23 protein-coding genes are annotated in these 23635 nt (G+C 65.9%); 8 read left to right on the forward strand and 15 right to left on the reverse strand.

The features are described from left to right. Window positions 1-202, forward strand: a 202-nt coding sequence (locus AKN83_RS40985) for a hypothetical protein (RefSeq protein ID WP_206600836.1), incomplete at its 5' end; no start/stop codon positions are given. A gap of 217 nt (window positions 203-419) precedes the next feature. Here AKN83_RS40985 and AKN83_RS37715 read toward each other — a convergent pair. The 3 genes from AKN83_RS37715 to AKN83_RS37725 all read right to left on the reverse strand — a co-directional run bounded on the left by AKN83_RS37715 (window position 420) and on the right by AKN83_RS37725 (window position 5470). Further along, entirely contained in the window at window positions 420-1382 is a 963-nt protein-coding gene (locus AKN83_RS37715) for an alpha/beta hydrolase (RefSeq protein WP_050406134.1), read from the reverse strand. Between the two features lie 75 nt (window positions 1383-1457). Beyond that, window positions 1458-4925: an acyl-[ACP]--phospholipid O-acyltransferase gene (locus AKN83_RS37720; RefSeq protein WP_050406133.1), complete on the reverse strand. Its 3468-nt coding sequence runs from the start codon at window positions 4923-4925 to the stop codon at window positions 1458-1460. A 287-nt stretch (window positions 4926-5212) separates the two neighbouring features. After that, window positions 5213-5470: a hypothetical protein gene (locus tag AKN83_RS37725; protein WP_050406132.1), complete on the reverse strand. Its 258-nt coding sequence runs from the start codon at window positions 5468-5470 to the stop codon at window positions 5213-5215. Window positions 5471-5522: 52 nt separating this feature from the next. Here AKN83_RS37725 and AKN83_RS37730 point away from each other — a divergent pair, with 52 nt between their 5' ends. Continuing rightward, complete coding sequence (locus tag AKN83_RS37730; protein ID WP_172803683.1) at window positions 5523-6143, forward strand: TetR/AcrR family transcriptional regulator; 621 nt, start codon at window positions 5523-5525, stop codon at window positions 6141-6143. On the opposite strand, the gene AKN83_RS37735 is transcribed toward AKN83_RS37730, so the two are convergent. The 7 genes from AKN83_RS37735 to cobS form a co-directional block, all read right to left on the reverse strand. Next, window positions 6144-6563 carry a hypothetical protein gene (locus AKN83_RS37735; protein ID WP_050406131.1) on the reverse strand — a complete coding sequence of 140 codons (420 nt, stop codon included), beginning with the start codon at window positions 6561-6563 and terminating at the stop codon, window positions 6144-6146. Between the two features lie 278 nt (window positions 6564-6841). Next, window positions 6842-7942 carry an LLM class flavin-dependent oxidoreductase gene (locus tag AKN83_RS37740; protein WP_063695753.1) on the reverse strand — a complete coding sequence of 367 codons (1101 nt, stop codon included), beginning with the start codon at window positions 7940-7942 and terminating at the stop codon, window positions 6842-6844. Window positions 7943-8131: 189 nt separating this feature from the next. Then, a complete protein-coding gene (locus AKN83_RS37745) occupies window positions 8132-9244 on the reverse strand; it encodes an NADH:flavin oxidoreductase/NADH oxidase (protein WP_050405956.1) in 1113 nt (370 codons plus the stop codon). A gap of 131 nt (window positions 9245-9375) precedes the next feature. Beyond that, window positions 9376-10476 carry an esterase-like activity of phytase family protein gene (locus AKN83_RS37750; protein ID WP_050405955.1) on the reverse strand — a complete coding sequence of 367 codons (1101 nt, stop codon included), beginning with the start codon at window positions 10474-10476 and terminating at the stop codon, window positions 9376-9378. Window positions 10477-10479: 3 nt separating this feature from the next. Next, on the reverse strand, window positions 10480-12378 hold the full coding sequence (gene cobT, locus AKN83_RS37755; protein WP_050405954.1) for a cobaltochelatase subunit CobT: 1899 nt from the start codon (window positions 12376-12378) through the stop codon (window positions 10480-10482). Continuing rightward, window positions 12375-12785 carry a GNAT family N-acetyltransferase gene (locus tag AKN83_RS37760; protein ID WP_050405953.1) on the reverse strand — a complete coding sequence of 137 codons (411 nt, stop codon included), beginning with the start codon at window positions 12783-12785 and terminating at the stop codon, window positions 12375-12377. Before AKN83_RS37760 ends, cobT begins: the two co-directional genes overlap by 4 nt. 3 nt (window positions 12786-12788) lie before the next feature. After that, window positions 12789-13787 (reverse strand): cobaltochelatase subunit CobS, encoded by a 999-nt coding sequence (cobS, locus tag AKN83_RS37765; protein WP_050405952.1) that lies wholly within the window; start codon window positions 13785-13787, stop codon window positions 12789-12791. Between the two features lie 293 nt (window positions 13788-14080). On the opposite strand from cobS, the gene AKN83_RS37770 reads away from it, so the two are divergent. Then, a complete protein-coding gene (locus tag AKN83_RS37770; RefSeq protein WP_050405951.1) occupies window positions 14081-14743 on the forward strand; it encodes a DedA family protein in 663 nt (220 codons plus the stop codon). 3 nt (window positions 14744-14746) lie between these two features. Here AKN83_RS37770 and AKN83_RS37775 read toward each other — a convergent pair whose 3' ends face one another. Beyond that, window positions 14747-15970 carry a citrate/2-methylcitrate synthase gene (locus AKN83_RS37775; protein ID WP_050405950.1) on the reverse strand — a complete coding sequence of 408 codons (1224 nt, stop codon included), beginning with the start codon at window positions 15968-15970 and terminating at the stop codon, window positions 14747-14749. Between the two features lie 77 nt (window positions 15971-16047). Between AKN83_RS37775 and AKN83_RS37780 the strand changes: the two genes are divergently transcribed. Next, on the forward strand, window positions 16048-17142 hold the full coding sequence (locus AKN83_RS37780) for a citrate synthase/methylcitrate synthase (protein WP_050405949.1): 1095 nt from the start codon (window positions 16048-16050) through the stop codon (window positions 17140-17142). Between the two features lie 176 nt (window positions 17143-17318). On the opposite strand, the gene AKN83_RS37785 is transcribed toward AKN83_RS37780, so the two are convergent. Then, window positions 17319-17954, reverse strand: a complete 636-nt coding sequence (locus tag AKN83_RS37785; RefSeq protein ID WP_021082239.1) for a J domain-containing protein — start codon at window positions 17952-17954, stop codon at window positions 17319-17321. A 109-nt stretch (window positions 17955-18063) separates the two neighbouring features. Here AKN83_RS37785 and AKN83_RS37790 point away from each other — a divergent pair, with 109 nt between their 5' ends. Together AKN83_RS37790 and AKN83_RS37795 are read left to right on the forward strand one after the other, a co-directional pair. Further along, complete coding sequence (locus AKN83_RS37790) at window positions 18064-18339, forward strand: BolA family protein (protein ID WP_050405948.1); 276 nt, start codon at window positions 18064-18066, stop codon at window positions 18337-18339. 89 nt (window positions 18340-18428) lie between these two features. After that, window positions 18429-18917 (forward strand): hypothetical protein, encoded by a 489-nt coding sequence (locus AKN83_RS37795; RefSeq protein WP_244522247.1) that lies wholly within the window; start codon window positions 18429-18431, stop codon window positions 18915-18917. Window positions 18918-19028: 111 nt separating this feature from the next. Here the strand turns inward: AKN83_RS37795 and AKN83_RS37800 are convergent, their stop codons facing one another. From AKN83_RS37800 to AKN83_RS37810, 3 genes are all read right to left on the reverse strand, one after another. Further along, complete coding sequence (locus AKN83_RS37800; protein ID WP_050405947.1) at window positions 19029-20333, reverse strand: HlyC/CorC family transporter; 1305 nt, start codon at window positions 20331-20333, stop codon at window positions 19029-19031. Window positions 20334-20404: 71 nt separating this feature from the next. Beyond that, complete coding sequence (aroB, locus tag AKN83_RS37805; RefSeq protein ID WP_050405946.1) at window positions 20405-21547, reverse strand: 3-dehydroquinate synthase; 1143 nt, start codon at window positions 21545-21547, stop codon at window positions 20405-20407. Continuing rightward, complete coding sequence (locus AKN83_RS37810) at window positions 21544-22176, reverse strand: shikimate kinase (RefSeq protein WP_050405945.1); 633 nt, start codon at window positions 22174-22176, stop codon at window positions 21544-21546. The genes aroB and AKN83_RS37810 overlap by 4 nt, the downstream gene beginning before the upstream one ends. Before the next feature lie 145 nt (window positions 22177-22321). Between AKN83_RS37810 and AKN83_RS37815 the strand changes: the two genes are divergently transcribed. Both AKN83_RS37815 and xerD read left to right on the forward strand, forming a co-directional pair. Continuing rightward, the gene (locus AKN83_RS37815) at window positions 22322-22468 is read left to right on the forward strand and encodes a hypothetical protein (RefSeq protein ID WP_050405944.1); all 147 of its coding nucleotides are present in this window, start codon (window positions 22322-22324) and stop codon (window positions 22466-22468) included. A 17-nt stretch (window positions 22469-22485) separates the two neighbouring features. Further along, on the forward strand, window positions 22486-23460 hold the full coding sequence (gene xerD / locus AKN83_RS37820; protein ID WP_050405943.1) for a site-specific tyrosine recombinase XerD: 975 nt from the start codon (window positions 22486-22488) through the stop codon (window positions 23458-23460). Window positions 23461-23635 lie beyond the last annotated feature (175 nt).

Below are 23635 nucleotides of genomic sequence, written 5' to 3' on the forward strand. Positions count from 1 at the left end.
ACGCGCCCCAGCCTCGCCCCAGCCTGGCAGCGTGCTCGCAGCCGTCAAGGACAAGCCCTGGCGGGCGCGCAAGCGCGCGTCCTTGACCGCTCCTGCGCGCGCCGCCGTCGAGATTGCGCGGGTCGGGGCGGAGAAACGGGCTTCAAGTCGAACAAAGAAACACACAACCAGCGCTAAAACCGCCGCAACAACCGTGGCATGATCAATCAGGGAAAGCCGTCCACGCCTTCCGGCTCCCCTGCAAAATCACAAACGAAGGCGACAGATCACGAGCTACAAAAACACGACATCTTCACCCGCTACGGACAGGCCCTGGTCGAACGCCGGCCACCGCCGCCGGCTACTGTGCATGGGGTTGTTTTTCGATTTTTTGGGGACGCACCTCCCGCAGGTGCCCCCGCGGGAGCGCAAGGGAGGCGCTACACCCCCTTCTCCAGCAGCACCCGAAAATCCGCCCGCGCCCGCTGTGCCTCGGCGCGTGCGGCGTCCGACGCGTCGCCGAGCCCGAAATAGCCGTGGATGAGCCCCTCGCCCGTGTGATACGCGACCGGCACGCCTGCGGCCTGCAACGCCTTCGCATAGGCGTGGCCCTCGTCGCGCAGCGGGTCGAACCATGCGGTCGTGACCACCGCCGGCGCGACGCCGGCAAGGCTCCTCGCACGCAGGGGCGAGACGCGCCAGTCGGCGCCATCAGCCTTGTCCGCGAGATAATGCCCCGCGAACCATTGCATCGTCGCGCGCGTCAGGAAGTAGCCCTCGGCATTCTCCTCGCGCGACGGGAACTTGGCGTTCTCGCCTGCATCGGCATAATGGCCGACCACATCGGTGACGGGATAGACCAAGAGCTGACCGGCGAGCCTGATGCCGGCGTCGCGGCAGGCCAGCGCCGTGGTCGCGGCGAGGTTGCCGCCCGCGGAATCGCCGGCGACGCCGACGCGGGAGAGATCGCCGCCGAAGTCACTGAGGCGCGCGACGACGTCGCGGATCGCGGCGAAGGCATCCTCGAATGCGCCGGGAAAGCGCGTCTCCGGCGGACGGCGGTAATCGACCGAGATCACCACCGCGCCGGTCTCGATCGCGAGGTTGCGGGCCTGGCGGTCATGGGTCTCGAGATCGCCGGCGACCCAGCCGCCGCCGTGGAAGAAGATCACGGTCGGCGCCGTGCCGCGACCGCTGCGATAGAGCCGTGCGCCGAGCTTGCCCGCGGCGCCCTGCACCTCGATATCGTCAGCGACATCGACCGGCGGCGGCGGCACCGCCTTGCGCGCCTCGGCCAGCGCGCGCAGCTGGTCGCGGCAGCTCTGCGGCGTCATGGTTGCGGGATCACGCAGCGGCAGCAGCGGGATGATCTTTTCGATGACGGGGTCGAGGGGAAGAACCATGATCGTGCTTTCTCGGGAGCAGTTGCCGTCCATCTGACAACATGCTCCCGAAAAGCACAACCATCATGCCAAAGCTCAGGCAACGTGTTGCTGCAGCGACGACGGCTCGGCCTCGGCCGCGTCGGTATTCTCATCCGCCTGCGGCGCGGGCGCTGTTGCAGCCGCGGCCAGTTCCTTGGCCAGCGCCGTAGCGCCGACATAATCGGTCTTGCCGGTACCGAGCAGCGGCACCTTGTCGACGACGCGGATGTCGGCCGGCACCGCGAGCTCGGAGGCGCCGACGCTCTTGGCCTGGCGCTGCATCGCGGCGCGGTCGGCGTCCTTCTGCGTGGTGAGCAGCACGATGCGTTCGCCCTTGCGCGGATCGGGCAGCGTGACCGCGACCGACATCGCCTGCGGCCACAGCGCCGTCGCCATCGCCTCCACCGCCGACAGCGAGACCATCTCGCCGGCGATCTTGGCGAAGCGCTTGGCGCGGCCCTTGATCGCGATGAAGCCCTGCGCATCGACGGTGACGATGTCGCCGGTGTCGTGCCAGCGGTCCGGCAGCGGCTCGAGCACGCCGGGATTCTCGGCACGGAGATAGCCGATCATCACGTTCGGGCCCTTGACCGACAGGCGGCCGCCTTCCGCGATGCCGGGGACCGGATCGAGGCGATACTGCATCAGCGGCGAGATCCGGCCGACGGTGCCCTGGCGATTGGCCATCGGCGTGTTCATCGCCAGCACCGGCGCGGTCTCGGTGACGCCGTAGCCTTCGAGGATGCGGATGCCGTAGCGCTCCATGTAGATCTGCCTTGTGCGCTCCTTCACCGCTTCCGCGCCGGCAATCACCAGCCGCAGAGTGCGGAAATCGTAAGCATGCGCCGAGCGGGCGTAGCCGGTGAGGAAGGTGTCGGTGCCGAACAGGATGGTGGCGCCGGTCTGGTAGATCAGCTCGGGCACGATCCGGTAGTGCAGCGGCGACGGATACATGAAGATCGGAATGCCGCCGAGGAGCGGCATCATCATGCCGCCTGTGAGACCAAACGAGTGGAACACGGGCAGCACGTTGAACACCTTGTCGTTGGCATTGGCATCGACCCGCGCCAGCGCCTGCGCCGCGTTGGCGAGGATGTTGCGGTGGGACAGCACGACGCCCTTCGGGGTGCCTTCCGAACCCGAGGTGAACAGGATGACGGCGGGATCGTTGGCGTTACGGGCAACGCGCGGCGCGATGCCGGCGCGGAAGCCGGCGATCTTGTCGGACAGGCTGATGCCGCCGCGCACATCCTCGAGATAGACGACGCGCGCCTGCTGACCGATCGCCGCGATCAGCTTGTCGAGCTTGCCCTTCTCGATGAAGGCCTGCGAGGTCAGCACGGTGTTCACCCGCGCCGCCTTCATCGCGGCCAGCACGTTGACCGGACCTGCCGAGAAATTGAGCATCGCCGGCACGCGGCCAATGGTCTGCAGCGCCATGAAGACGACGGCGACGCCGGCCGAGTTCGGCAACAGCACGCCGACATTCTCGCCCACTGAAGTCCCCTGCTCGAGCTTGCGGCTCAACACCTGCGCGCCGAGGATCAGCTTGCGATAGGTCAGCTTGGTGCCGAGCGCGTCTTCGATGATCGGCTTGCCGGTGTCGCGGTCACGACAGGCGTGGCCAAGGCCCTCGAACAGGGTCTGGTCGAGCATCGCGTTCTGGACCATGGCGTCGATCATGACGTCCTGCAGCGCGGCGCCGGCGGCGTTGCGGCGCGCCCTGCCGCGCAACGACTGGTCGACCGGCAGCTTCACCGGCGGCAGGATCGAGATCGTCACCTTGGGGAACCAGGAGCGCTTGATCTCGCCGTTCTTCAGATAACTGAGATGCGAGCGCTGCGCGCCCTCGATGCGGACCGGAACGACGACGGCGTCGGCCTTGTCGGCGATCATCGCGGTGCCGTCATAGACCTTCATCAGCGAACCGGAGACCGTGATGCGGCCTTCCGGGAAGATCACGACCGGCTCGCCGGCGGCGACCAGCTTGATCAGGTCGCGCGCGGCCAGCGGCTTCGACGGATCCATCGTGCAGTGCTTGATCATCTTCAGGAACGGCTTGGCCCACCATGCCTTTGCGATGCCGGTGTCGACCGCGAAGCTGGCATCGATCGGCAGCATGGCGTGCAGCAGCGGGCCGTCGACCAGGCTGACATGGTTCGGCGCGATCAGCATGCGCGTACCTGCGGGCGGCAGGTTCTCCATGCCGCGCACTTCGAGCCGGAACAGCGCACGGAACAGCAGCGCGCCGAAATCGCGCACGCCCTCCTTGCCCCACTTGGTCAGCACGAACCAGACGGTGCCGAAGCTCGCGATCGCAAGGCCGAAGAAGATCCAGGCGATCGGCAGACCGGTAGCCTGCAGCGCGCCGACGAACACCGCGCCAGCGACCATGAAGCCGGCCTGCAGGATGTTGCCGGCGGCGATGATGCGGGCGCGCTCAGACGGCGCGGTCCAGGCCTGCACGGCGGCAAATGACGGCACCACGAACAGGCCGCCGCCGAAGGCGAACAGGAAGAAGTCGGCCAGCATGCGGAAGCCACTGAGCGAGGTCGCGAACGCAGCCGCAGAGACGTCCTTGCCGAGCGAGGTGGTGGCGATCGCAAGTGCGAGGTCGAGGCCGACCACGCCCATCACGATCGCGCCGATCGGCACCAGCGCCAGATTCGGGCGGACGTGGCTCAGCTGCGCGGCGAACAGCGAGCCGGCGGCGATGCCGATCGCGAACACGGCGAGGCACAGTGTGACCACGCCCTCGGTGCCGCCGACGCCTTCCTTGATCAGCGCGGGCAACAGCGACAGCACGATCGCGCCGACCATCCAGAACCAGGACACGATCACCATGCCGTCCCACAGCCGCGGCTCGGCATAGAGCGACTTCAAGAGGCGCACCGTCGAGGTCCAGGGATTCCTGGTGATCGGCAGATCGGGCGCGGAGGGCTGCGTCACCGGAATGCGCGATGCAAATCCCCACGACAGCACCGACAGGCCGACCACGGCGGCGCAGATCCAGCCCATGTGGCTGGCGCCGGCGACGAACAGCCCGCCCGCGATGGTGCCGATCAGGATCGCCATGAAGGTCGCGCCCTCGACCAGCGCGTTGCCGGTCGCGAGTTCGGAAACCGAGAGCTGATCAGGAAGCACAGCGTACTTCACCGGGCCGAACAGCGCGGCCACGATGCCGAACAGCGCCAGCGCGATGAACAGCAGCGGGATCGAATGGGTGAAGAAGCCGGCGGCGGCAAAAGCCGCGGCGAAGATCTCGAAGAACTTCAGCCGGCGCGCGACGACGGACTTGACGTAGCGGTCGGCGAGCTCGCCGCCGAGCGCCGACAGCACGAAGAACGGCGCGATGAACACCGCACCGGCGAGCTGGACCAGCGCCGGCCCCTGCTCGTTGGCGATGCCATACAGCAGCATGATAACCAGCGCGTTCTTCAGCACGTTGTCGTTCAACGCCGAGCAGAACTGCGACCAGAACAGCGGCGCAAAGCGGCGGGACGTCATCAATTCCTTGATCATGACCGGTTCCTTGGGTTAGCGCGCACGGCGCTGACAGGTCTGCGAATTCGAATGGCAGAGAATGATGGGCGTGGTGAAAATGACGGAGATCCCGCAGCCTTTAGTCTTATCCGCAACGTATCGGTTCGAAGCGGCCCAGATCGGCCCGCGCCGGGCGCCGCGACCATGCCCGGCAGAAATGTACGAGACCTTATCCAGGGTTGTGATCAGTCGACTTCGAAACGGGCTCGCGAGGGACATGGTGAGCGCTTTGTTGAGGTTTCGGCGACAATTGCGGAGTGGGCGCGTCAGGTCAGGTCGCTCAAGCCGCCGAACGGCGACCAGCGGCAGCGGCGCGACTTGCGCCGGCGGCCGCGCTGAACCGCCGGGCGCGGTGCGCGCCGGTCGGCGCGCCGCTGCTCCAGGACACCTGCGACGTCGCAGGCGCGGGCGATCCGCTCGATCGGGGCGGTCGCCAGGGCGAAGATGGCGCGGCCGAAGCCCGTCACGAGCTCGATCGCGTCATCGACAAAGGTGGTGGGCAATTGAAGTGCTAGGCTCTGCATGTGAGTGGCTCCTACGTCAATTTGAGCAACGCTCAAGATTGGTAGCTCGAAAATGAACATTGTTCAAGACGAATCGCGACGAGACCGGAAAAAACTTCAGCGGCGAGCTCTGCTGATCGAGATCGCGCGCCGCTATATCGCATCTAAAGGCTTGATATCATTGAGGGTTCGCGATGTCGCCGAGGCCGCCGGCTGCTCCATCGGCAGCGTCTATAATGAGTTCGGCGACTTCGACGGTTTGATCCTGACCGTGAACCGGGAGACCGTGCAGGCCCTGACCGCACGGCTCAAGGCAATCCCGGCCGGCGATCCGCTCCGCCAGTTGCACGGGCTTGCGGACGCCTATCTCGGCTTTGCCACCGAACACGCCAACCTGCTGCGCGCGCTGTTCGAGCACCGGATGGAGGACGACCGGCCGTTTCCGGACGATATCCTGGCGATGGTGATGGATGCGTTCGCGCTGATGCATGCACCGCTGGTGCGGCTGTTGCCGGATCGCGATCCCGACGACGTCGCGCTGCTGTCCCGAATGATGTTCTCCGCGGTCCACGGCATCATCTCGCTCGGCCTCGAGGAGCGCATGGTTGCGGTGCCGCCGGAGATGTTGCGCGAGCGCCTCGCGGAGTTCGTCGACACGCATCTCGCAGGGTTGGGCGTGTCGCGCAGCGCGTAATCACACCCGGGTGCGGGCGATCGTACCGGCGACGATCTGCATGGCGACGCCGAGCACCCAGCCCGCCATGATCGCCGCGGTCCAGGCGATGTCCGGCTCGCTGCGCAGCACGACGACACCGACCGAGAAGAACGCGACCATCGTCGCGAGGAAAGTGCCGATCGCGCTCAGCAACTCCGCTGCGTCGATCTTGCGCGTCGAGGCCGCGTCCTTCGGATGGAACAGCTTTGGCGGCGTGTCGATCCCGAGATAGAATCCGATCGCGCCGCCCAGCATCATGATCAGCAGGAACGCCTGCGAGGTCAGCGCCGACACGCTCGAGCCGACATGGATGGCGACGAACAGACCGCTTGCAGCTCCCGCCAGGGCAAGACCGAAGCGCTCCAGGACATGGGCAAATTTTCTGACGCGGCTGCGCATTGCTGTGCCTCATCAATGAATTGCGCCACTGTCAGGCTAGGCCTTTTCGCAGCAGCGCGAAAGCCGTCACCTCTCAAATGGCCGCGACCTCGTGACGTTTTTATGCGGCAGCTCACATCTGTCGTGGCACAGAATGACTATTTATCGATCCAAGGTAGCAATCGAATCCGCCACCACTACGCTGCTCGGCGCAGCCCGCGTCAGGCCATTGCGATTGGCGATCGACATGAAGTGCGGGGCAGCGTTGCTGTCCCGCACTCTTCTTCGCCCCGCAAAGCCTACGCCGCGCGGCCGACCGAGGCATCGAGGTGCTTCAGCTTCGGCAACACCTCCTGCTTGAGTAGCCGCAGCGAATTGTGCCAGGCCTCGGGCTTGTGCTTGTAGTCGAAGCCGAACACCAGCAGCACGCCGAAGCCGCCGACCTCCCGATAGATCGTCTCGATCTTCTCGGTGACGGTCGCGGGCGAGCCGACGATCCAGTTGTTGCGGGCGCAATATTCGACCGTGACGTCGCTGTCGGGCACGTCGGGCGAGGCCTTCAGATAATCCTTGAAGCCAAAGTGGCCGAGCAGCGGCAGGAAGTACTCGCCCATCATCCGGCCCATCATGTCGCCGGTCGACAGCCTCCACGCCTCCTCGTCGGTGTCGGCGACGAACACCTCGCGCACCATCCGCCAATCCTTGCGGCTCGGCTTGCGGCCGGTCTTGGCGGCGCCGGCTTCGACCGAGTCCCAGTGGCTGCCGACATAGGCAGGGTTGAGGTTCAGACTCATCGGGATGAAGCCGCGCTCGCCGGCGAGCTTGAGCGTGTCCGAATTCTTCGACAGGCCGGCGACGCCGATCGGCGGATGCGGCGCTTGCTGCGGCTTGATGTGCGGTTTGAGGAAATCGAACATCGTGTCCGGCTTGGTCACCGTCCAGAACTTGCCCTTGTGGGTCCACGGGCCCGGCTCGGTCCACATCTTCAGGATGATCTCGAGCGCCTCGCGGGTCATGTCGCGGTTCTGACCCGACATGCCGTCGACATTGAACATCGCCCAGTCGCTCGGCAGGCCCGAGGCCGCGACGCCGAAATTCAATCGGCCGTTCGAGAGATGATCGAGCATCGCAACGCGGTTGGCGAGCTCCGCCGGGTGATGATACGGCAGCAGAAATCCGCCGGGTCCGATGCGGATGTTCTTGGTCTGCAGCAGCGCCTGCGCCACCAGCAGATCGGGCGATGGATGCGGCTCCCAGGGCGCGGTGTGGTGCTCGCCGATCCAGGCTTCCTGATAGCCGAGTTCATCCAGCCAGCGCAGCACCTGCAGGTCCCAATCGTGGCCCTCTTTCAATCCGCACTCCGGCGGATGCGACGGCATCGCGAAGTATCCGAGTTCCATGGGTTTCCTCTCTTTGTTCGAAGCGTGTCTTCCGCACGCGCTCCGGAGAGTAGCTGCACTGGCCACGGCAGAACAATGGCCAGATGAATCGCAACGTCATTTCGGGGCGACGGGGCAGCATCGAACCCGGAATCTCAAGATTCCGGGCCTCGGGCTGACGCACCAGCCCGGAATGACGACGTCGCGATCCTACCGCGTCCCGAACGTGGTCTTGCCGAACAGCGCCTTCTGCGTCGAGGGCTGCGAGCGCCAGTATTGCGGCGGCGCGCTGACCTCGCCGCCGAGCTCGGCGGCGGCGTGCCAGCCCCAGCGCGGGTCGTAGAGCATGCCGCGGGCAAGCGCGACCATGTCGGCCTTCCCCGAAGTAACGATCTCCTCGGCCTGCTTCGCTTCGGTGATCAGGCCGACCGCCATCGTGGTGATGCCGGTCGCCTCCTTCACCGCCTGCGCCGCCGGCACCTGGTAGCCCGGCCCGAGCGGAATCTTCTGCAGCGGCGACACGCCGCCGGAAGAAACGTCCATCCAGTCGACCCCGCGCGTCTTCAGCTCCTTGGCAAATTCGATGGTCTGCGCGAGGTCCCAGGCGCCCTCGACCCAGTCGGTCGCCGACACCCGCATGCCGATCGGCTTGTGATGAGGGAACACCGCACGCACCGCGTCGAATACTTCCAGCGGGAAGCGCATGCGGTTTTCGAGCGAGCCGCCATAGCGGTCGGTCCGCTTGTTGGCGATCGGAGACAGGAACTGATGCAGCAGGTAGCCGTGCGCGCCGTGCAGCTCGAGCGCGTCGATGCCGAGTCGGTCGGCGCGCTTCGCTGACGCGACGAACGCATCGCGAATGCGCTTCAGGCCGGCGTCATCGAGCGCCAGCGGCGCAGCCTCGCTTTCCTTATGCGGGACAGCAGACGGTCCAACCGTCTGCCAGCCGCCTTCGGCGATCGGGATCAGCTGGCCGCCCTCCCACGGGCGCTGGCTGGAAGCCTTGCGGCCGGCATGGGCGAGCTGCATCGCGACCGCAGCCTTCGAATGCTTGCGCACCGAGGCGAGGATCGGCTTCAGCGCCGCCTCGTTGGCATCGCTGTAAAGGCCGAGGCAACCCGGCGTGATCCGCCCGATATCCTCGACATGGGTGGCCTCGATGCAGAACATCGCGGCGCCCGACAGCGCCAGCATGTTGATGTGGGTGAAGTGCCAATCATTGGCGGAGCCGTCCTCGGCCGAGTACTGGCACATCGGCGAGACCATGATCCGGTTGGAGAGCTTGAGGCCGCGCAGTTCGATCGGGGAAAACAGGGTGCTCATGCAGGGACATCCAGGATCGGGGAACAGGCCACGATAAGATAGAGGCGGCCTGCGCGATCACCAACCGTCGCCGGCGCCGAACGGGCCGGGGCAGATCAGCAATGCGATAACGGTGGCCGGCCGGCCTGGCCTCAGTCGACCAGCGTGAACTGCAGCAGCAAATTGCGCTGGATCAGGGAGAAATTGTCGTCGGAGATCATGGTCAGCACGGTCTCGCCCTCATCGGTGACATGGGCATCGATGCCTTCCATGTTGTCGATCTCATTGCCGAGATCGGCATTGAAGATCGCCGGACCATCGACCACGGCGCCGGGCGCGATGTCGGACAAAGCGAGGCGGCGGATGCGAATTCCGGCACCGCCGAGCCAGGAGAATTTCCGCTCCAGGATCAACAGATCGCCCGACTGCAGCAGGACGGCGTCGCTGATGTCGAAATTCTCGGTGCGGCGGACGCTGAACTGGCCCGGCGTCTTGCCGCCGACCAGGAAGGCGATCAGGTTGCCGCCGGCATCGAGCCCACGTTCGGAGAGCGCGATCAGCGTACCGGCCAGCGGCTGGCTCGGCGGCGTGGCCTTGGACATGACCTTGGGCACGAAGACGAGCGCCTCGAGCCCCTTGTTGATGGGCAGCTTGCGCGCCGCCGGCGGCAGCGGCACCACCTCGCCGCGCGCGCGGGTGAAGCCCGTGGCGAAATCGTAGCGCAGCACCTGGTTGACCCGCTCGAGCCCGACATAGGCAATGGCGCCGTCGAGTGCGAGCGATTCCGAATCATACCAGCCGCGGGTGGCGGTGATCGGTTTGCCGTGGGCGTCGAGCAGCGGCGCCGCATCGACATCGTCGAGCCCGACCATGTCGCGGCCGCGATAGACGATGCGGCCGGTGAACCAGGTGCCCTGGTCGCTGACCGCAATGAAGCGTTCGCCCTTGGCATCGAGCCGCAGCGCGGACAGGCCGCCGAAGCCGGAGAACGACGAGGTCAGGATCAGACCGCTGCGATACTCCAGCGCGCCGAACCGCACCCGCGCGCGATCGCGGATATCGAACGACGGCAACGGCCGTGCGTTGACCTCGACCGCGGCGGGTTCGTCAACGCGGTGTCGGCCCGGCCTGCCCGGCGGTCCCGGCGTCGGCTGCGTCACGCCTTGCGCCTGCGCGAAGCGCGGCAGCACAACGGCCGATAGACCCGCCGCCATATCTCTCAGGAGATGGCGGCGGCTAGAATGTGAGCGCATGTCTCACGAGTGGAGGCGACGCCGCGCGCCCGGCGTGGGTGCCGAGCCGTGGGTCTCGCTGAACAGCTCGGCGAGCTTTTCAGTGATGGCGCCGCCAAGCTCTTCGGCATCCACGATGGTGACGGCGCGACGATAGTAGCGCGTCACGTCATGACCGATGCCGATCGCGATCAGCTCGACCGGCGAGCGGGTCTCGATCTCCTCGATGATGTGGCGCAGATGCCGCTCGAGATAGTTGCCGGGATTGACCGACAGCGTGGAGTCGTCGACCGGCGCGCCATCCGAGATCATCATCAGGATGCGGCGCTGCTCGGGACGAGCCAGCAGGCGCTTGTGCGCCCAGTCGAGCGCCTCGCCGTCGATGTTCTCCTTGAGCAGGCCCTCGCGCATCATCAGGCCGAGATTCTTGCGCGCGCGGCGCCACGGTGCGTCGGCCGACTTGTAGATGATGTGCCTGAGATCGTTGAGGCGGCCGGGATTGGCCGGCTTGCCGGCCGCAAGCCACGCCTCGCGCGACTGCCCGCCCTTCCAGGCGCGGGTGGTGAAGCCCAAAATCTCGACCTTGACGCCGCAACGCTCCAGCGTGCGCGCCAGGATGTCGGCGCAGGTGGCGGCAACCGTGATCGGACGGCCGCGCATCGAGCCGGAATTATCCAGCAGCAGCGTCACCACGGTGTCGCGGAAGGTCGCCTCCTTCTCGTGCATGAAGGACAGCGGATGATAGGGATCGGTGACGACGCGCGACAGCCGCGCCGGATCGAGGATGCCCTCCTCGAGATCGAAATCCCAGGCGCGGTTCTGCTGCGCCATCAGGCGGCGCTGCAGGCGGTTGGCGAGCCGCGCCACGATGCCCTGCAGATGCGCGAGCTGCTTGTCGAGATAGGAGCGCAGCCGCTCCAGCTCATCATGGTCGCAGAGATCTTCGGCTGCGATCACCTCGTCGAACTTCGGTGCGAACGCGTGATATTCCGGACCGCGCGGCTCGTTCTGGCCGCGCGAATTCGGCCGCGTCGCCTCGCCCGGCGTCTCGTCGTCGCCGAGTTCGCCGTCGTCGAACGTGTCCGACGTGGAGGCCTGCGCGCTCTCCATCGCGCTTTCGCTCATCTCTTCCGCAGAGGTCTGGGCCTGGTCGGCGCTCATCTCCTGCGCGGCGTCGGAATCGGGCGAGCCCTCGGCACCGGACTGATCGTTCTCGCCGTCCTGGTTCTCGTCCTGGTCATCGTCGTCGTCGGAATCCATGTTGCGGTCGTCGCCGAGATCGAGCGCCGACAGCAGATCGTGAACCATGTCGCCGAACCTGGCCTGGTCCTCGGTGAAGCGGCTGAGCTGGTCGAGCCGCGAGCCGATCTTGTCCTCCAGCGTCGGACGCCAGAGATCGACCATCTTCTTGGCGGCCGCGGGCGGCGCCATGCCGGTCAGGCGTTCGCGCACCAGCATCGCCAGCGCATCCGACAGCGGCGCATCGGCGCGATCGGTGATCTCGTCATACTTGCCGCGGTGGAAATGATCGTCGAGCATCGCGGTGAGGTTCTTCGCGACGCCGGCCATCCGCCGCGAGCCGATCGCCTCGACGCGCGCCTGCTCGACCGCCTCGAACACGCCGCGCGCCTGCGGATTGCCCGGCATCAGCTTGCGATGCACCTTGGGATCGTGACAGGCGATCTTCAGCGCGATCGAATCGGCGTGACCGCGCACGATCGCCGCATCGCGCTTGGTCATCTTGCGCGCCGGCTCCGGCAGCCGCGCCTTGCCGGGCGCAAGCCCCGGCCGCTCGGCGGCGAAAGAGACCTCGAGCTCCGGCTTCTTGGCGATCGCCTTCAGGCACGCCGACACCGAGCGCTTGAACGGCTCGGTCGGCGCTTCCTTCGATCCGGGACGGAATTTGATATTGGAGGTTGTCATAGCGATTTCGTAAACCAGTGGCGCGTGACGCCGCCGGGATACCCCTCAATCGAACCGAACTCTTTATATCCATTGGCGCGGTAGAAGCCCGGCGCCTGGAAGCTCATCGTATCCAGATAGGATTGCGTGGCTCCGAAGCGCCGCGCCTCGTCTTCGATCGCCTTGATCAGCTTCGCGCCAAAACCCTTGTTGCGAAACTTCTGCTCCATCCAGAACAGCTGGATGAACAACACCGCGGTCCAGACCTCGCCGACGATGCCGCCGACAATCTTGTCGCCTTGCCGCAGCGAGATGGCGAAGCGCTTGTACTTCTGCTTCCCCATTTTCTCGTTGTTGTAGCGGAGCAATCCGCCGAGCACCGCCTTCTTCGTCTGTGTGACTGTGCGCTCGACGGAGATTTTCGGCATGGACTAGCTGAGCGCCACGTTGACCGAGGATTCCGGCAGCTCGACGTTGAAGCAGCGCTGGTAGAACTCGGCGACCAGCGGCCGCTCCAGCTCGTCACACTTGTTGAGGAAGGTGACGCGGAACGCGAAGCCGATGTCGTTGAAGATGTCGGCGTTCTCGGCCCAGGTGATCACCGTGCGCGGGCTCATCACCGTCGACAGGTCGCCATTGGCAAACGCGTTGCGGGTGAGATCCGCCAGCCGCACCATCTTGTTGACGATGTCGCGCCCCTCCTGGGTGCGATAGTGCTTCGCCTTTGCCAGCACGATCTCGACTTCCTCATCATGGGCGAGGTAGTTCAGCGTGGTGACGATCGACCAGCGGTCCATCTGGCCCTGGTTGATCTGCTGGGTGCCGTGATAGAGGCCCGAGGTGTCGCCGAGGCCGACCGTGTTGGCGGTCGAGAACAGGCGGAACGCCGGATGCGGCTTGATCACCTTGTTCTGGTCGAGCAGCGTCAAGCGGCCGGAGACTTCCAGCACGCGCTGAATCACGAACATCACGTCCGGGCGGCCGGCGTCATATTCGTCGAACACCAGCGCGATGTTGTGCTGCAGCGCCCAGGGCAGGATGCCGTCGCGGAATTCCGTGACCTGCTTGCCTTCCTTGACCACGATGGCGTCCTTGCCGACGAGGTCGATACGGCTGATGTGGCTGTCGAGGTTGACGCGCACGCAGGGCCAGTTGAGGCGGGCCGCAACCTGCTCGATGTGCGTCGACTTGCCGGTACCGTGATAGCCGGTGACCATCACGCGGCGGTTCTTGGCAAAGCCGGCGAGGATCGCGAGCGTGGTGGCGCGGTCGAAGCGATAGTCGCTGTCGACTTCCGGCACATGCGGATCGACTTCGGAATAGGCCGGAACTTCCAGATCGCTATCGATCCCGAAGACCTGCCGAACCGAAACCTTCATGTCGGGTAAACCGACGGGTTCTTGCGCTTTGGTCTGGACGGCCGTCGTCATTCATCCTCCGAGGTCCCGGGCATTCCCGAAACCAGATTTAGGTCATTTGGCTGCGGATGGGGTGCTATGCACAAGCCTAGCAGAGAGCGTCGGCCGGCAGAAGCCCACGGGCAAATCAAAGTTCCGTCGTTGTATCATAAAGATAGGCGCGAAACCCGATTTTTGGAAGGCTGCTCTGCAAATCCCGCCGTACTTTCGCCGCAGCGCCACGTCGGCCTATTCGGCCAGGCACTTTTCAGCCCGGCGGGGAGTTGTTAGCTCTCGAGCCTGTTTCATCGCCACCCAGGGATTCTGTGACCACGTTCCTTGACCCATTGATTGCGTTCGTTTCGGCCCATGCCTGGCTTGCCTATCTGACGCTGTTTCTGGCCGCCCTGCTGGAAGCCGTTCCAGTGGTCGGCTCGCTGGTGCCGGGCTCGACCATCATCCTGGCGCTGAGCGCGCTGGTCCCGGGCGGCGAATTGAAGCTCGTGCCGGTGCTCGCCGCCGCGGCCGCCGGCGCGATGCTCGGCGACGGCACGGCCTATCTGATCGGCTACCGCAGCCAGCGCGAGATCCTGTCGGCCTGGCCGCTCTCCAACTATCCGCGCGTGGTCGCGCAAAGCGAGGCCTTCTTCAACCGCTGGGGCGTGCTCGCGGTGTTCTTCGCCCGCTTCGTGCCGCCGATTCGCGCCTTCGTGCCGATCACCGCCGGCGCGCTCGACATGCCGCCACAGCGCTTCTACGCCGTCAACATTCCCGCGATCCTGCTCTGGGCGCCGGCCCATGTATTGCCCGGCGTGCTCGCGGTCACCGCGCTGCACGACTATGCCGGCCTGCCGCATCATCAGCATGTCGGCAAGCATCTGTGGATGTTTGCGGTCGCGGGCGGCGCGATCATCCTGACGCTGGCGATCTGGACCATCCGCCGGCGGCACGGCGGCGGCCTCATCGAACCGTCCAAGCCGGCAGAATAAGAGCTAAATGCTATTGGTCGTGCCGGCGCGCCCCGGTGCCGGACCGACATAACGCGCGCGCGGCCTGATCAGCTTGCCGAGTTGCAGCTGCTCGCTGGCATGCGCGACCCAGCCGACGCTGCGGGCCATTGCAAACAGCGCGAGCTCGCTGCCGGCGGGCATCCGCAGCGCATGCACCAGCACCGCCAGCGCGTAATCGATGTTGACGAACTCGCCGGTTGCCTCCGCGATTCTATCAGGCACTTCCCGGGTGAATTTGCGCGGCGCGCCGGCCCGCGTCAGGGCCTCAAGCAGGGAGATCGCGCGCGGATCGCCCTTCTTGTAGACGCCGTGCCCGAAGCCGGGGAAACGCTCGCCGAGCGCAACCCGCTCGCGGACCACGGGCGCAACGTCGTTGTCGATCATGGTCTTGACGAGGCGCGAGGCGAGCACGCCGGCGCCGCCATGCATCGGCCCCTTCAGCGCGACGAGCCCCGCAATCACGGCGTCGTACAGATTGAGGCCGGTCGACGCCGCGCAGCGCGCGGTGAAAGTGGAGGCATTCAATTCGTGATCGGCGAGCAGCACCAGCGCGCGGCGAACAAGGTCGGGCGCGTGCTTGTTGTCCGGCGTCCAGACCCGCGCCACCTGCTCATGCAGCGGCTCGGCCGACGGCGCAGCGTTCAGCATGGTCGCGACCAGCAGCCGCAAGATTCGCCCGCCGACCATCGCGCGGCCATCGGGCGCGCGGGTGAAGGCGCCGGGATCGGCATTCGCCGCCAGCGCCAGCACCGCGACCGTCCGGTCGATCGGCTGGGACCGCCGCGCAGCCTCGGCGATCGCCCGCATTTCATCCGAGACATGCGGGCAATTGTCCGATGCGAACGGATCGACGCCAGTGACGTCCCACAGCAGCGTCGCGGTATGCTCCAGCGTGTCGCGCTCGGCGAGATCGACGCAGTTCACGCCGCGATAGATCGGGCCCTGCTCGGTGATGGTGGCGATCGCCGAATCCATCACCGGCAGGTCGGCATCGAAATTGCGAAACCCGCGCGGCTCCGGCGACGGCACGCGGCGCTCCTTCAAGCCCCGGATGTCCTCGGCGCGGTAGCGGTGGCTGCGCGAGTCCGGTGACGGCTCGGAGCGGATCAGGCCGCGGCTGACATAGGCGTAGAGGGTCGCCGGCGAGATCGCGAGCTCGGCGGCGGCCTCGCGGGCGGAGAGGTACAGCTCGGCGGATTTTTTCATATTGATTTATATAATCAAGATTGATCAACTCGTCGAGAGGCCCGACCTTGAAAGGCGTGAAACAAGGAGATCGGGCCATGAACATGATTCTCACCAAGAGCCAGATCGGTCTGGACGGCGTCCCCGCGGCCGAGACCGTGTTGAGCCATGTCGACGGCGAGCGCGGCGAACTCATCATCGCCGGCGAACACGTCGCCAACCTCGCAGGCAAGTCGAGCTTCGAGGGCGTGACGGCGCGGCTGTGGAACGGTGCCACCGGCAAGTCGCTGAGCGAGGCCAATGTCCGCGCCAGCCTCGGCGCGGCCCGCGAACGCGCCTTCGCGCGCCTGCCGGACCTGCTGCCGGCGACGCGCGGCATGTCTGTTGTCGACGGCTTCCGCGCCGCGATCGCCGGCCTGCGCGGCGAGAACGGGCTGGAGCATGAGGCGACCATCGTCGGCGCCTTCCCGGTGATCGCGGGTGCGCTGGTGCAGCAAGCCAAGGGGCATGCGCCGATCGCACCCGATCCGAATGCCAGCCACGCCGCCGACACACTGCATATGCTACTGGGCCGCAGGGCCGCGCCGCGCGAGGTCACAGCCCTCGACGCCTATCTCGTCACGGTGTGCGATCACGGCATGAATGCGTCGACCTTCACCACGCGGGTGATCGCCTCGACCCAGGCCGATCTGTTCGCGGCCATCACCGGCGGCTATTGCGCGCTGACCGGGCCGCTGCACGGCGGCGCGCCGGAGCCGGTGCTCGAGATGCTCGATGCCATCGGCACCCGCGAGCGCATCAAGCCCTGGGTCGACGGTGCGCTGGCGCACGGCGAGCGGCTGATGGGCTTCGGCCACCGGGTCTATCGCGTGCGCGACCCGCGCGCCGACGTGCTCAAGGTCGCGATCGAGCGTCTCGAGGCCAACGGCGCCGACCTGCCGTTCGCCGCCGAGGTCGAAACCTATATCCGCGAGGCGCTGCGCAAGAAGAATCCGGAGCGGCCGCTGGAGACCAATGTCGAGTTCTTCACCGCGATCCTGCTCGATGCGCTGGAGATCCCGCGGCAGGCCTTCACGCCGGTCTTCGCCGTGGCCCGCGCCGCCGGCTGGACCGCGCACGCGCTGGAGCAGCGCCGCACCGGCCGGCTGATCCGGCCGAGCTCTTCGTATGTCGGGGCAGTGCCGAAGGACTGAAAGCGTAATCCGGGCTACGAGATCTTCTCCTTCCCCCTGAAAGGGGGAAGGTCGGGATGGGGGTCAGCCACGAACGACACCGCATGCGGGGAGACCAGATCCCCACCCGCTTTGCTCTGGCGAGCAAAGCGACCTCCCCTTTTCAAGGGGAAGTGGAGGCCACGCGCACGGACGGCCTACGCCTCGCGCACCACGGTCTTCAGATAATTATACGCCTTGATGATCTCGATCAGGCGATCCTCGGTGGAGCGGTCGCCGCCATTGGCGTCGGGGTGGTGCTGCTTCACCAACGCCTTGTACTTCGACTTGACGTCTTCGAGCGTCGCGCCGGCGCCGAGGCCCATCACCAGCAGCGCCTTGCGCTCGGCATTCATGACCTTGCGCGTCTCGGGCTTGGGCTCCGCGCCACCCGGTCCGGGCCGCCAGCGGCCGCGGCCGTTGAGCTCGGAGAACACGTGGAATGGATCGGAGGCGGCGTCGAGACCGCTCTCCTTCTTGCCGTTGTTGGCGCCCATCTTCCAGGTCGGACGGTGACCGGTCAGCGCATCCTTCTGGTAGCGCGCGACATCGTCGGGATTCATGCCCTGGAAGAAATTGTAGGACTGGTTGTACTCACGGACGTGATCGAGACAGAAGTGCCAATACTCGCGCGAGTTCTCACGCCCCTTCGGGGCGCGGTGCGCGCCCTTGTTCTGGCAACCCGCCCACTCGCAGGTCACGGCCTGCTCGCCGGCCTGCGCCTGGCGCTTCGCACTCACCTTGGTCGGCTTGATGCGAATGGAGTCGAAGAATTTTGATGAATCGATCGGCATGTTCTCTTTGACTACGCAATGCACAAATCTTCAAGTCTTGACATTGCGCAGACCTCGTTTCCCGCTTGCACCATTGACGAAAAGCCGTCGCGGACCTAACTCCGCCGCCATGAGCGCCAAGGACGTTATCATAAACAAGTTGCGTGAAGCTTTCTTGCCCGAAAGCCTCGACGTGGTCGATGAGTCACATCTGCATGAGGGCCACGCCGGTCACAGGCCAGGCGGCGAGACGCATTTCAGGCTATATATTGTGTCTCCGGCCTTCGAAGGGAAGAGCCGGATCGAACGTCACCGCATGATAAATGCGACGCTGGCGCAGGAACTCGCCGGCTCGGTGCATGCGCTGGCGATCCACGCCCACGGCCCCGGGGAAAAGCCGCGCTAGCGCGCGCTTGGCTCAAGACGAAGCAGCGGTTTTCCGTTATGAGGATAGAGCCATCCGGCGACGGACCTGCTCCCGGTGTGAGCAGGTGAATGATGGATCGTATCGCCACGCTTGATATGGGGCCATTGATGATCCCTTGCTGGCCACGTTTCCGGTCGATTGTCGCCGCCGCCGGCCTGCTCCTGATCTGCGCAATGCGTCCGGCCTCGGCGCTGGATATGCCGAGCCCGTTCGTCCAGGAGGTGCTGATCAAGAGTATCCTGGTCTCGCTCAACGACGCGGTGGCCGCGAACAATTTCACCGCGTTCCACGCCAAGATCTCAAAACCGTTCCGCGACCAGTTTTCGCCGGACAAGCTGAAGACCATCTTCAAGGATCTGGTCGACAAGCACGCCGTGTTCGACGCCGTCGTGGCCAAGCCGATCGTGCTCGATGAGGACGTCAAGATCGACGACAAGGGCGTGCTGCGGCTGAAGGGCCATTTCGACACCACACCCAAGCAGGTGAAGTATCAGCTCGGCTTCATCCCCTCCGACGGCGCGTGGAAGCTGTCGGGCATCTCGATCGATATCGAGTAGCGAGGCACATCCACAAGACCCGTCATCCTGCGGAGCGCGTAGCGTCTCCTCCAGCGACAAGGCGAAGCCTTTGCGCCGGGGTGACGGTGCAGGCAGCTCGCCTACGCGAACTTAGAACGCCGTCCCCGCCCGCTTCGGCTTCTCGAGCTCGGTGGCCTCGCGCGGGACGGCGACGATGCGCAGCGCGGTGATGCGGTTGCGCTCGCGGCGAAGCACGCGGAAGCGGAAGCCATGGAAGGTGAAGCTCTGGCCGCGCTCCGGGATCGAGCGTGCCTCGTGGATCACGAGACCGGCAACCGTGGTCGCCTCCTCGTCCGGCAGGCGCCAATCCATCGCGCGGTTGAGATCGCGGATCGGCACCGAGCCGTCGACCACGACCGAGCCGTCCGGCTGGGCACGCACGCCGGCGACGACGACATCATGCTCGTCGGAGATGTCGCCGACGATCTCCTCCAGGATGTCCTCCAGCGTCACCATGCCTTCGACCTCGCCATACTCGTCGACGACCAGGGCGAAGTGGGTCTTGCGGCGGCGGAACGCCTTCAGCTGTTCGGAGACCGGACGCATCTCCGGCACGAACCAGGGCGGCAGCGCGATCGCGGAGGCATCGATCGCGGACATGTCGCCTTCATTGGCGCGCATCGCGCGCAGCAGATCCTTGGCGTGGAGCACGCCGACGATGTTCTCCGGCTTCTCGCGCCACAGCGGGATGCGGGTGTATTCGCTCGCCAGCACCTCGCGCACCAGTTCCTCGGGCGGCAGATCCGCGTTGACCGTGGTCATCTCGGTGCGATGGACCATCACGTCGGAGACCTGCAGCTCGCTGAGGTCGAGCAACCCGCCGAGCATGTCGCGATCCTGCTTTTCGACCTTGCCTTCGTGATGCAACAGATCGACCGCGCCGCGGAGGCGTTCGGTCGGCGACAGGATGGCCTGGTGCGCGCCGATCTTGATCCCAAGCAGCCGCATCAGGGCGCGGACGATTCCTTCGATGATGGTGAGAAGCGGGCCGAGCACGAACACCGTCAACCGCATCGGCCGGGCCACCAGCAGCGACACCCGGTCCGGCGCATTGATGGCGACGGTCTTGGGCAGCACTTCCGCGAAGATCACCACCAGCACCGTCATCACACCGGTGGCATAAAGCACGCCGACATCGCCGAACCAGGCGGTGAAGATCCCGGTGGCGAGCGCGGAGGCGCCGATATTGGCGATATTGTTGCCGAGCAGCAGCGCGCCGATCATCCGCTCGCGCATCGCCATCAGGCTCGAGACCACCGTGGCTTCGCTGTTGCCCTGCTTGGACAACCGCAGCATGCTGGCGCGCGAGGCGCCGGTCAGCGCCGTCTCACTCGCCGAGAAGAAGGCGGAGACGAGCAGACAGAGCAGCACGATCGCGAAGGTGAACCATCCCACTGGCTTGATCCGTGGCTAGAGCTTGATCCGGAAAAGTGTGTAGCGGTTTTCCGAGAAGATCATGCTCAAATCTAAGCCTTCAGCTTGGCTTGCAGGAAGTCGCGCACCGGCTGTGGCTCGACATTGTTGGCAATCACGGCGCGGCCGACCGCCTCGAGCAGGATGAAGGTAAGCTTGCCGCGCTTGACCTTCTTGTCCTGCGCCATCAGCGCCAACAGAGCATCGGCATCGGCAAGCCCTTCCTGGGTGAAGCCCGCGATATCCTGCAACCGCGTCGGCAATCCTACCGCGGCAAGATGACGCGCGATGCGCCCCGCATCGTCGGATGAAATCATGCCGAGCTTTGCCGAGAATTCCGCCGCCAGCACCATGCCCACCGAAACGCCCTCGCCGTGGAACAGGCGATCCGAGAAGCCGGTCGCGGCCTCCAGCGCATGGCCGAAGGTGTGGCCGAGATTGAGCAGCGCGCGCTCGCCGGTCTCGCGCTCGTCGCGGGAAACAACACCGGCCTTGGCGCGGCAGGAAGTCGCGATCGCGTGCTCGCGCCCGGCGCCGCCCGAGAAAATGTCGGCGTGGTTCTTTTCGAGCCAGCCGAAGAACGCCTCGTCACCGAGGATGCCGTATTTCGCCACCTCGGCGTAGCCGGCGCGGAACTGGCGCGGCGACAGCGTGTCGAGCACTGAGGTGTCGGCGATGACAAGCACTGGCTGGTGGAACGCGCCGATCAGGTTCTTGCCCTGCGGCGAGTTGATGCCGGTCTTGCCGCCGACCGAGGAATCGACCTGCGCGAGCAGGGAGGTCGGCACCTGCACGAAATCGACGCCGCGGCGCAGGATCGCGGCCGCGAATCCGGCGAGATCGCCGACCACGCCGCCGCCGAGCGCGATCACCAGATCGTTGCGCTCGATCTTCGCCGCGATCAGCGCCTCGCTGACCTCCGTCAGCGTGGCGTAGCTCTTCGAGCCCTCGCCCTCCTCGACGACGATCCGCGATGTCGGCACGCCTGCGGCCGCCAGCGACGCCTCGGCCGGCTCCAGCCAGTGCCTGGCAACGGTGCGGTCGGTGACGATGGCAGTGCGCACGCCGGGCCGCAGCGCTGCGACGCGTTCGCCCAGCGAGGCCAGCACGTCGCGGCCGATGACGATGTCATAGGCGCGGTCGCCGAGCGCGACGTCGACAGTAACGGAGGCGGAGTGTTTCAAGGGCGCAGTCATGGGGTCGCGTTCAATCCATCAGGTGGTGGCTCGCCGGCCGGACGCACGCCGCACAGATGCGCATGCAGGGCCTCGAGGCATTCGTCGACGATGCGGTCGTGCGGCACGTCGCGCGAGGCGATCGTCAGATCGGCGTTCTGGTAGACCGGTTCGCGCTCGCTGAGCAGCCGGTTGACGGTCGCCTCGGGATCGGCGGTCTGCAGCAGCGGGCGGTCGGCACGGCGGCGGACCCGGCGCATGATGATATCGCTGTCGGCCTTGAGCCAGATCGAAATCGCCTTGTCGCTGATCCGCTTGCGGGTCTCCTCGCGCATGAAGGCGCCGCCGCCGGTCGCCAGCACGACCGGGCCGTTGTCGAGGATGCGGGCGATCACCCGCGCCTCGCCGTCGCGAAAATACGGCTCGCCATGGGCCTCGAAGATCTCCGGGATCGTCATGTCCGCCGCCGTCTCGATCTCGGTGTCGGCATCGGTGAACGGCAGCTTGAGCCGCGCCGCCATCCGCCGGCCGATGGTCGACTTGCCGGCGCCCATCATACCGACCAGCACGATCGACCGCGGCCCCAGCGCGGCCGTGATTTCGGCCTCCAGGGTCGGGTGGATGGGCGCCGGGACGGCTGCGTCGGACATCAAAAAACTCGGATATTGGGACGATTTGTTCAGAATTCGAGCAACCTATACTACCCGCGGCGATACCGTTACCAGCGACTCTTGCAACCGCGCGGGGAACATGTTGGATGATTTCATTGGTTAATTCGCCGCCCGAGTCGCCTCCATGCCCAGTCTGTTCCGCTTCCTGACGGTCGTCGCCGTGATTTTCGGGATCGGCTACGGCATCGTCTTCGCGCTGGCGAACTTCGTGCACCCGAAGCCGCGGGAAATGAGCGTGACCATCCCGCCGGATAAGTTCCTCAAGAAATAGGCGTTATGAGTCTTGGCATGACCGCTGCTGCCAAGAAGACCCGTGCAAAATCCTCCGACGCCAAGCTGACCGCGTTGTTCCTCGACATGCTCGCCGCGGAACAGGGCGCAGGCCGCAATACGCTCGACGCCTACCGGCGCGACCTCACCGATTTCTCCGGCTATCTCGCCCATGCCGGCGCCGATTTCACCAGCGCCGATACCGATGCGCTGCGCGGCTATCTGGCGGACCTCGATACGCGCGGCTTCAAGTCGACCAGCGTGGCGCGGCGGCTGTCGGCAATGCGGCATCTCTACCGTTTCCTGCTCAACGAGCGGGTCCGCAGCGACGATCCGGCCGCAATCCTGTCCGGCCCGAAGCGCGGCCGCGGCCTGCCCAAGGTGCTGTCGATCGCCGATGTCGACCGCATGCTGACCCGCGCCAGGGAGCTGACCCAGACCGACGTCTCGCCGGCGCAGCGGCTGCGTGCGCTGCGGCTGTACTGCCTGCTCGAGGTGCTCTACGCCACCGGCCTGCGCGTCTCCGAGCTGGTGTCGCTGCCGGTCTCCGCGGCGCGGCGCGACGCGCGGATGATCGTGGTGAGCGGCAAGGGCAACAAGGAGCGGCTGGTGCCGCTCAACGATGCCTCGCGCCAGGCAATGGCGGACTATCTCGCCGCGCTGGAAGTGATGCAGCCGAAGGCGAAGAAGGCAGCAGCATCGAAATGGCTGTTTCCGTCCTCCGGCGAGAGCGGCCATTTGACCCGGCAGCACTTCGCTCGCGACCTGAAGGAGCTCGCGGCCGCCTCCGGCCTCGCGCCGCGGCTGGTGTCGCCGCACGTGCTGCGCCACGCCTTCGCGAGCCACCTGCTGCACAACGGCGCGGACCTGCGCATCGTGCAGACCCTGCTCGGCCATACCGATATCTCCACCACCCAGATCTACACCCATGTGGTCGAGGAGCGGCTGAAGAGCCTGGTCCGCGACCTGCATCCGCTGGCCGAAAAATCGTAGCGGCGATCCCGTAGCCCGGATGGAGCGCAAGCGATATCCGGGAAAGGTATTTCCGCCGATATGAACTGCACCCCTGATGTGAGACACGGTAAATCAGGGACAGGTGCCGGCCGCTTGAAGCGGCACGGCGGGTTGACGGGTTAGGGCCGCATGGCGGGGCTGCTGCGCAGCAGCC

Origin of the sequence: Bradyrhizobium embrapense (assembly GCF_001189235.2) — a bacterium.
Taxonomy (GTDB): Bacteria; Pseudomonadota; Alphaproteobacteria; order Rhizobiales; family Xanthobacteraceae; genus Bradyrhizobium; species Bradyrhizobium embrapense.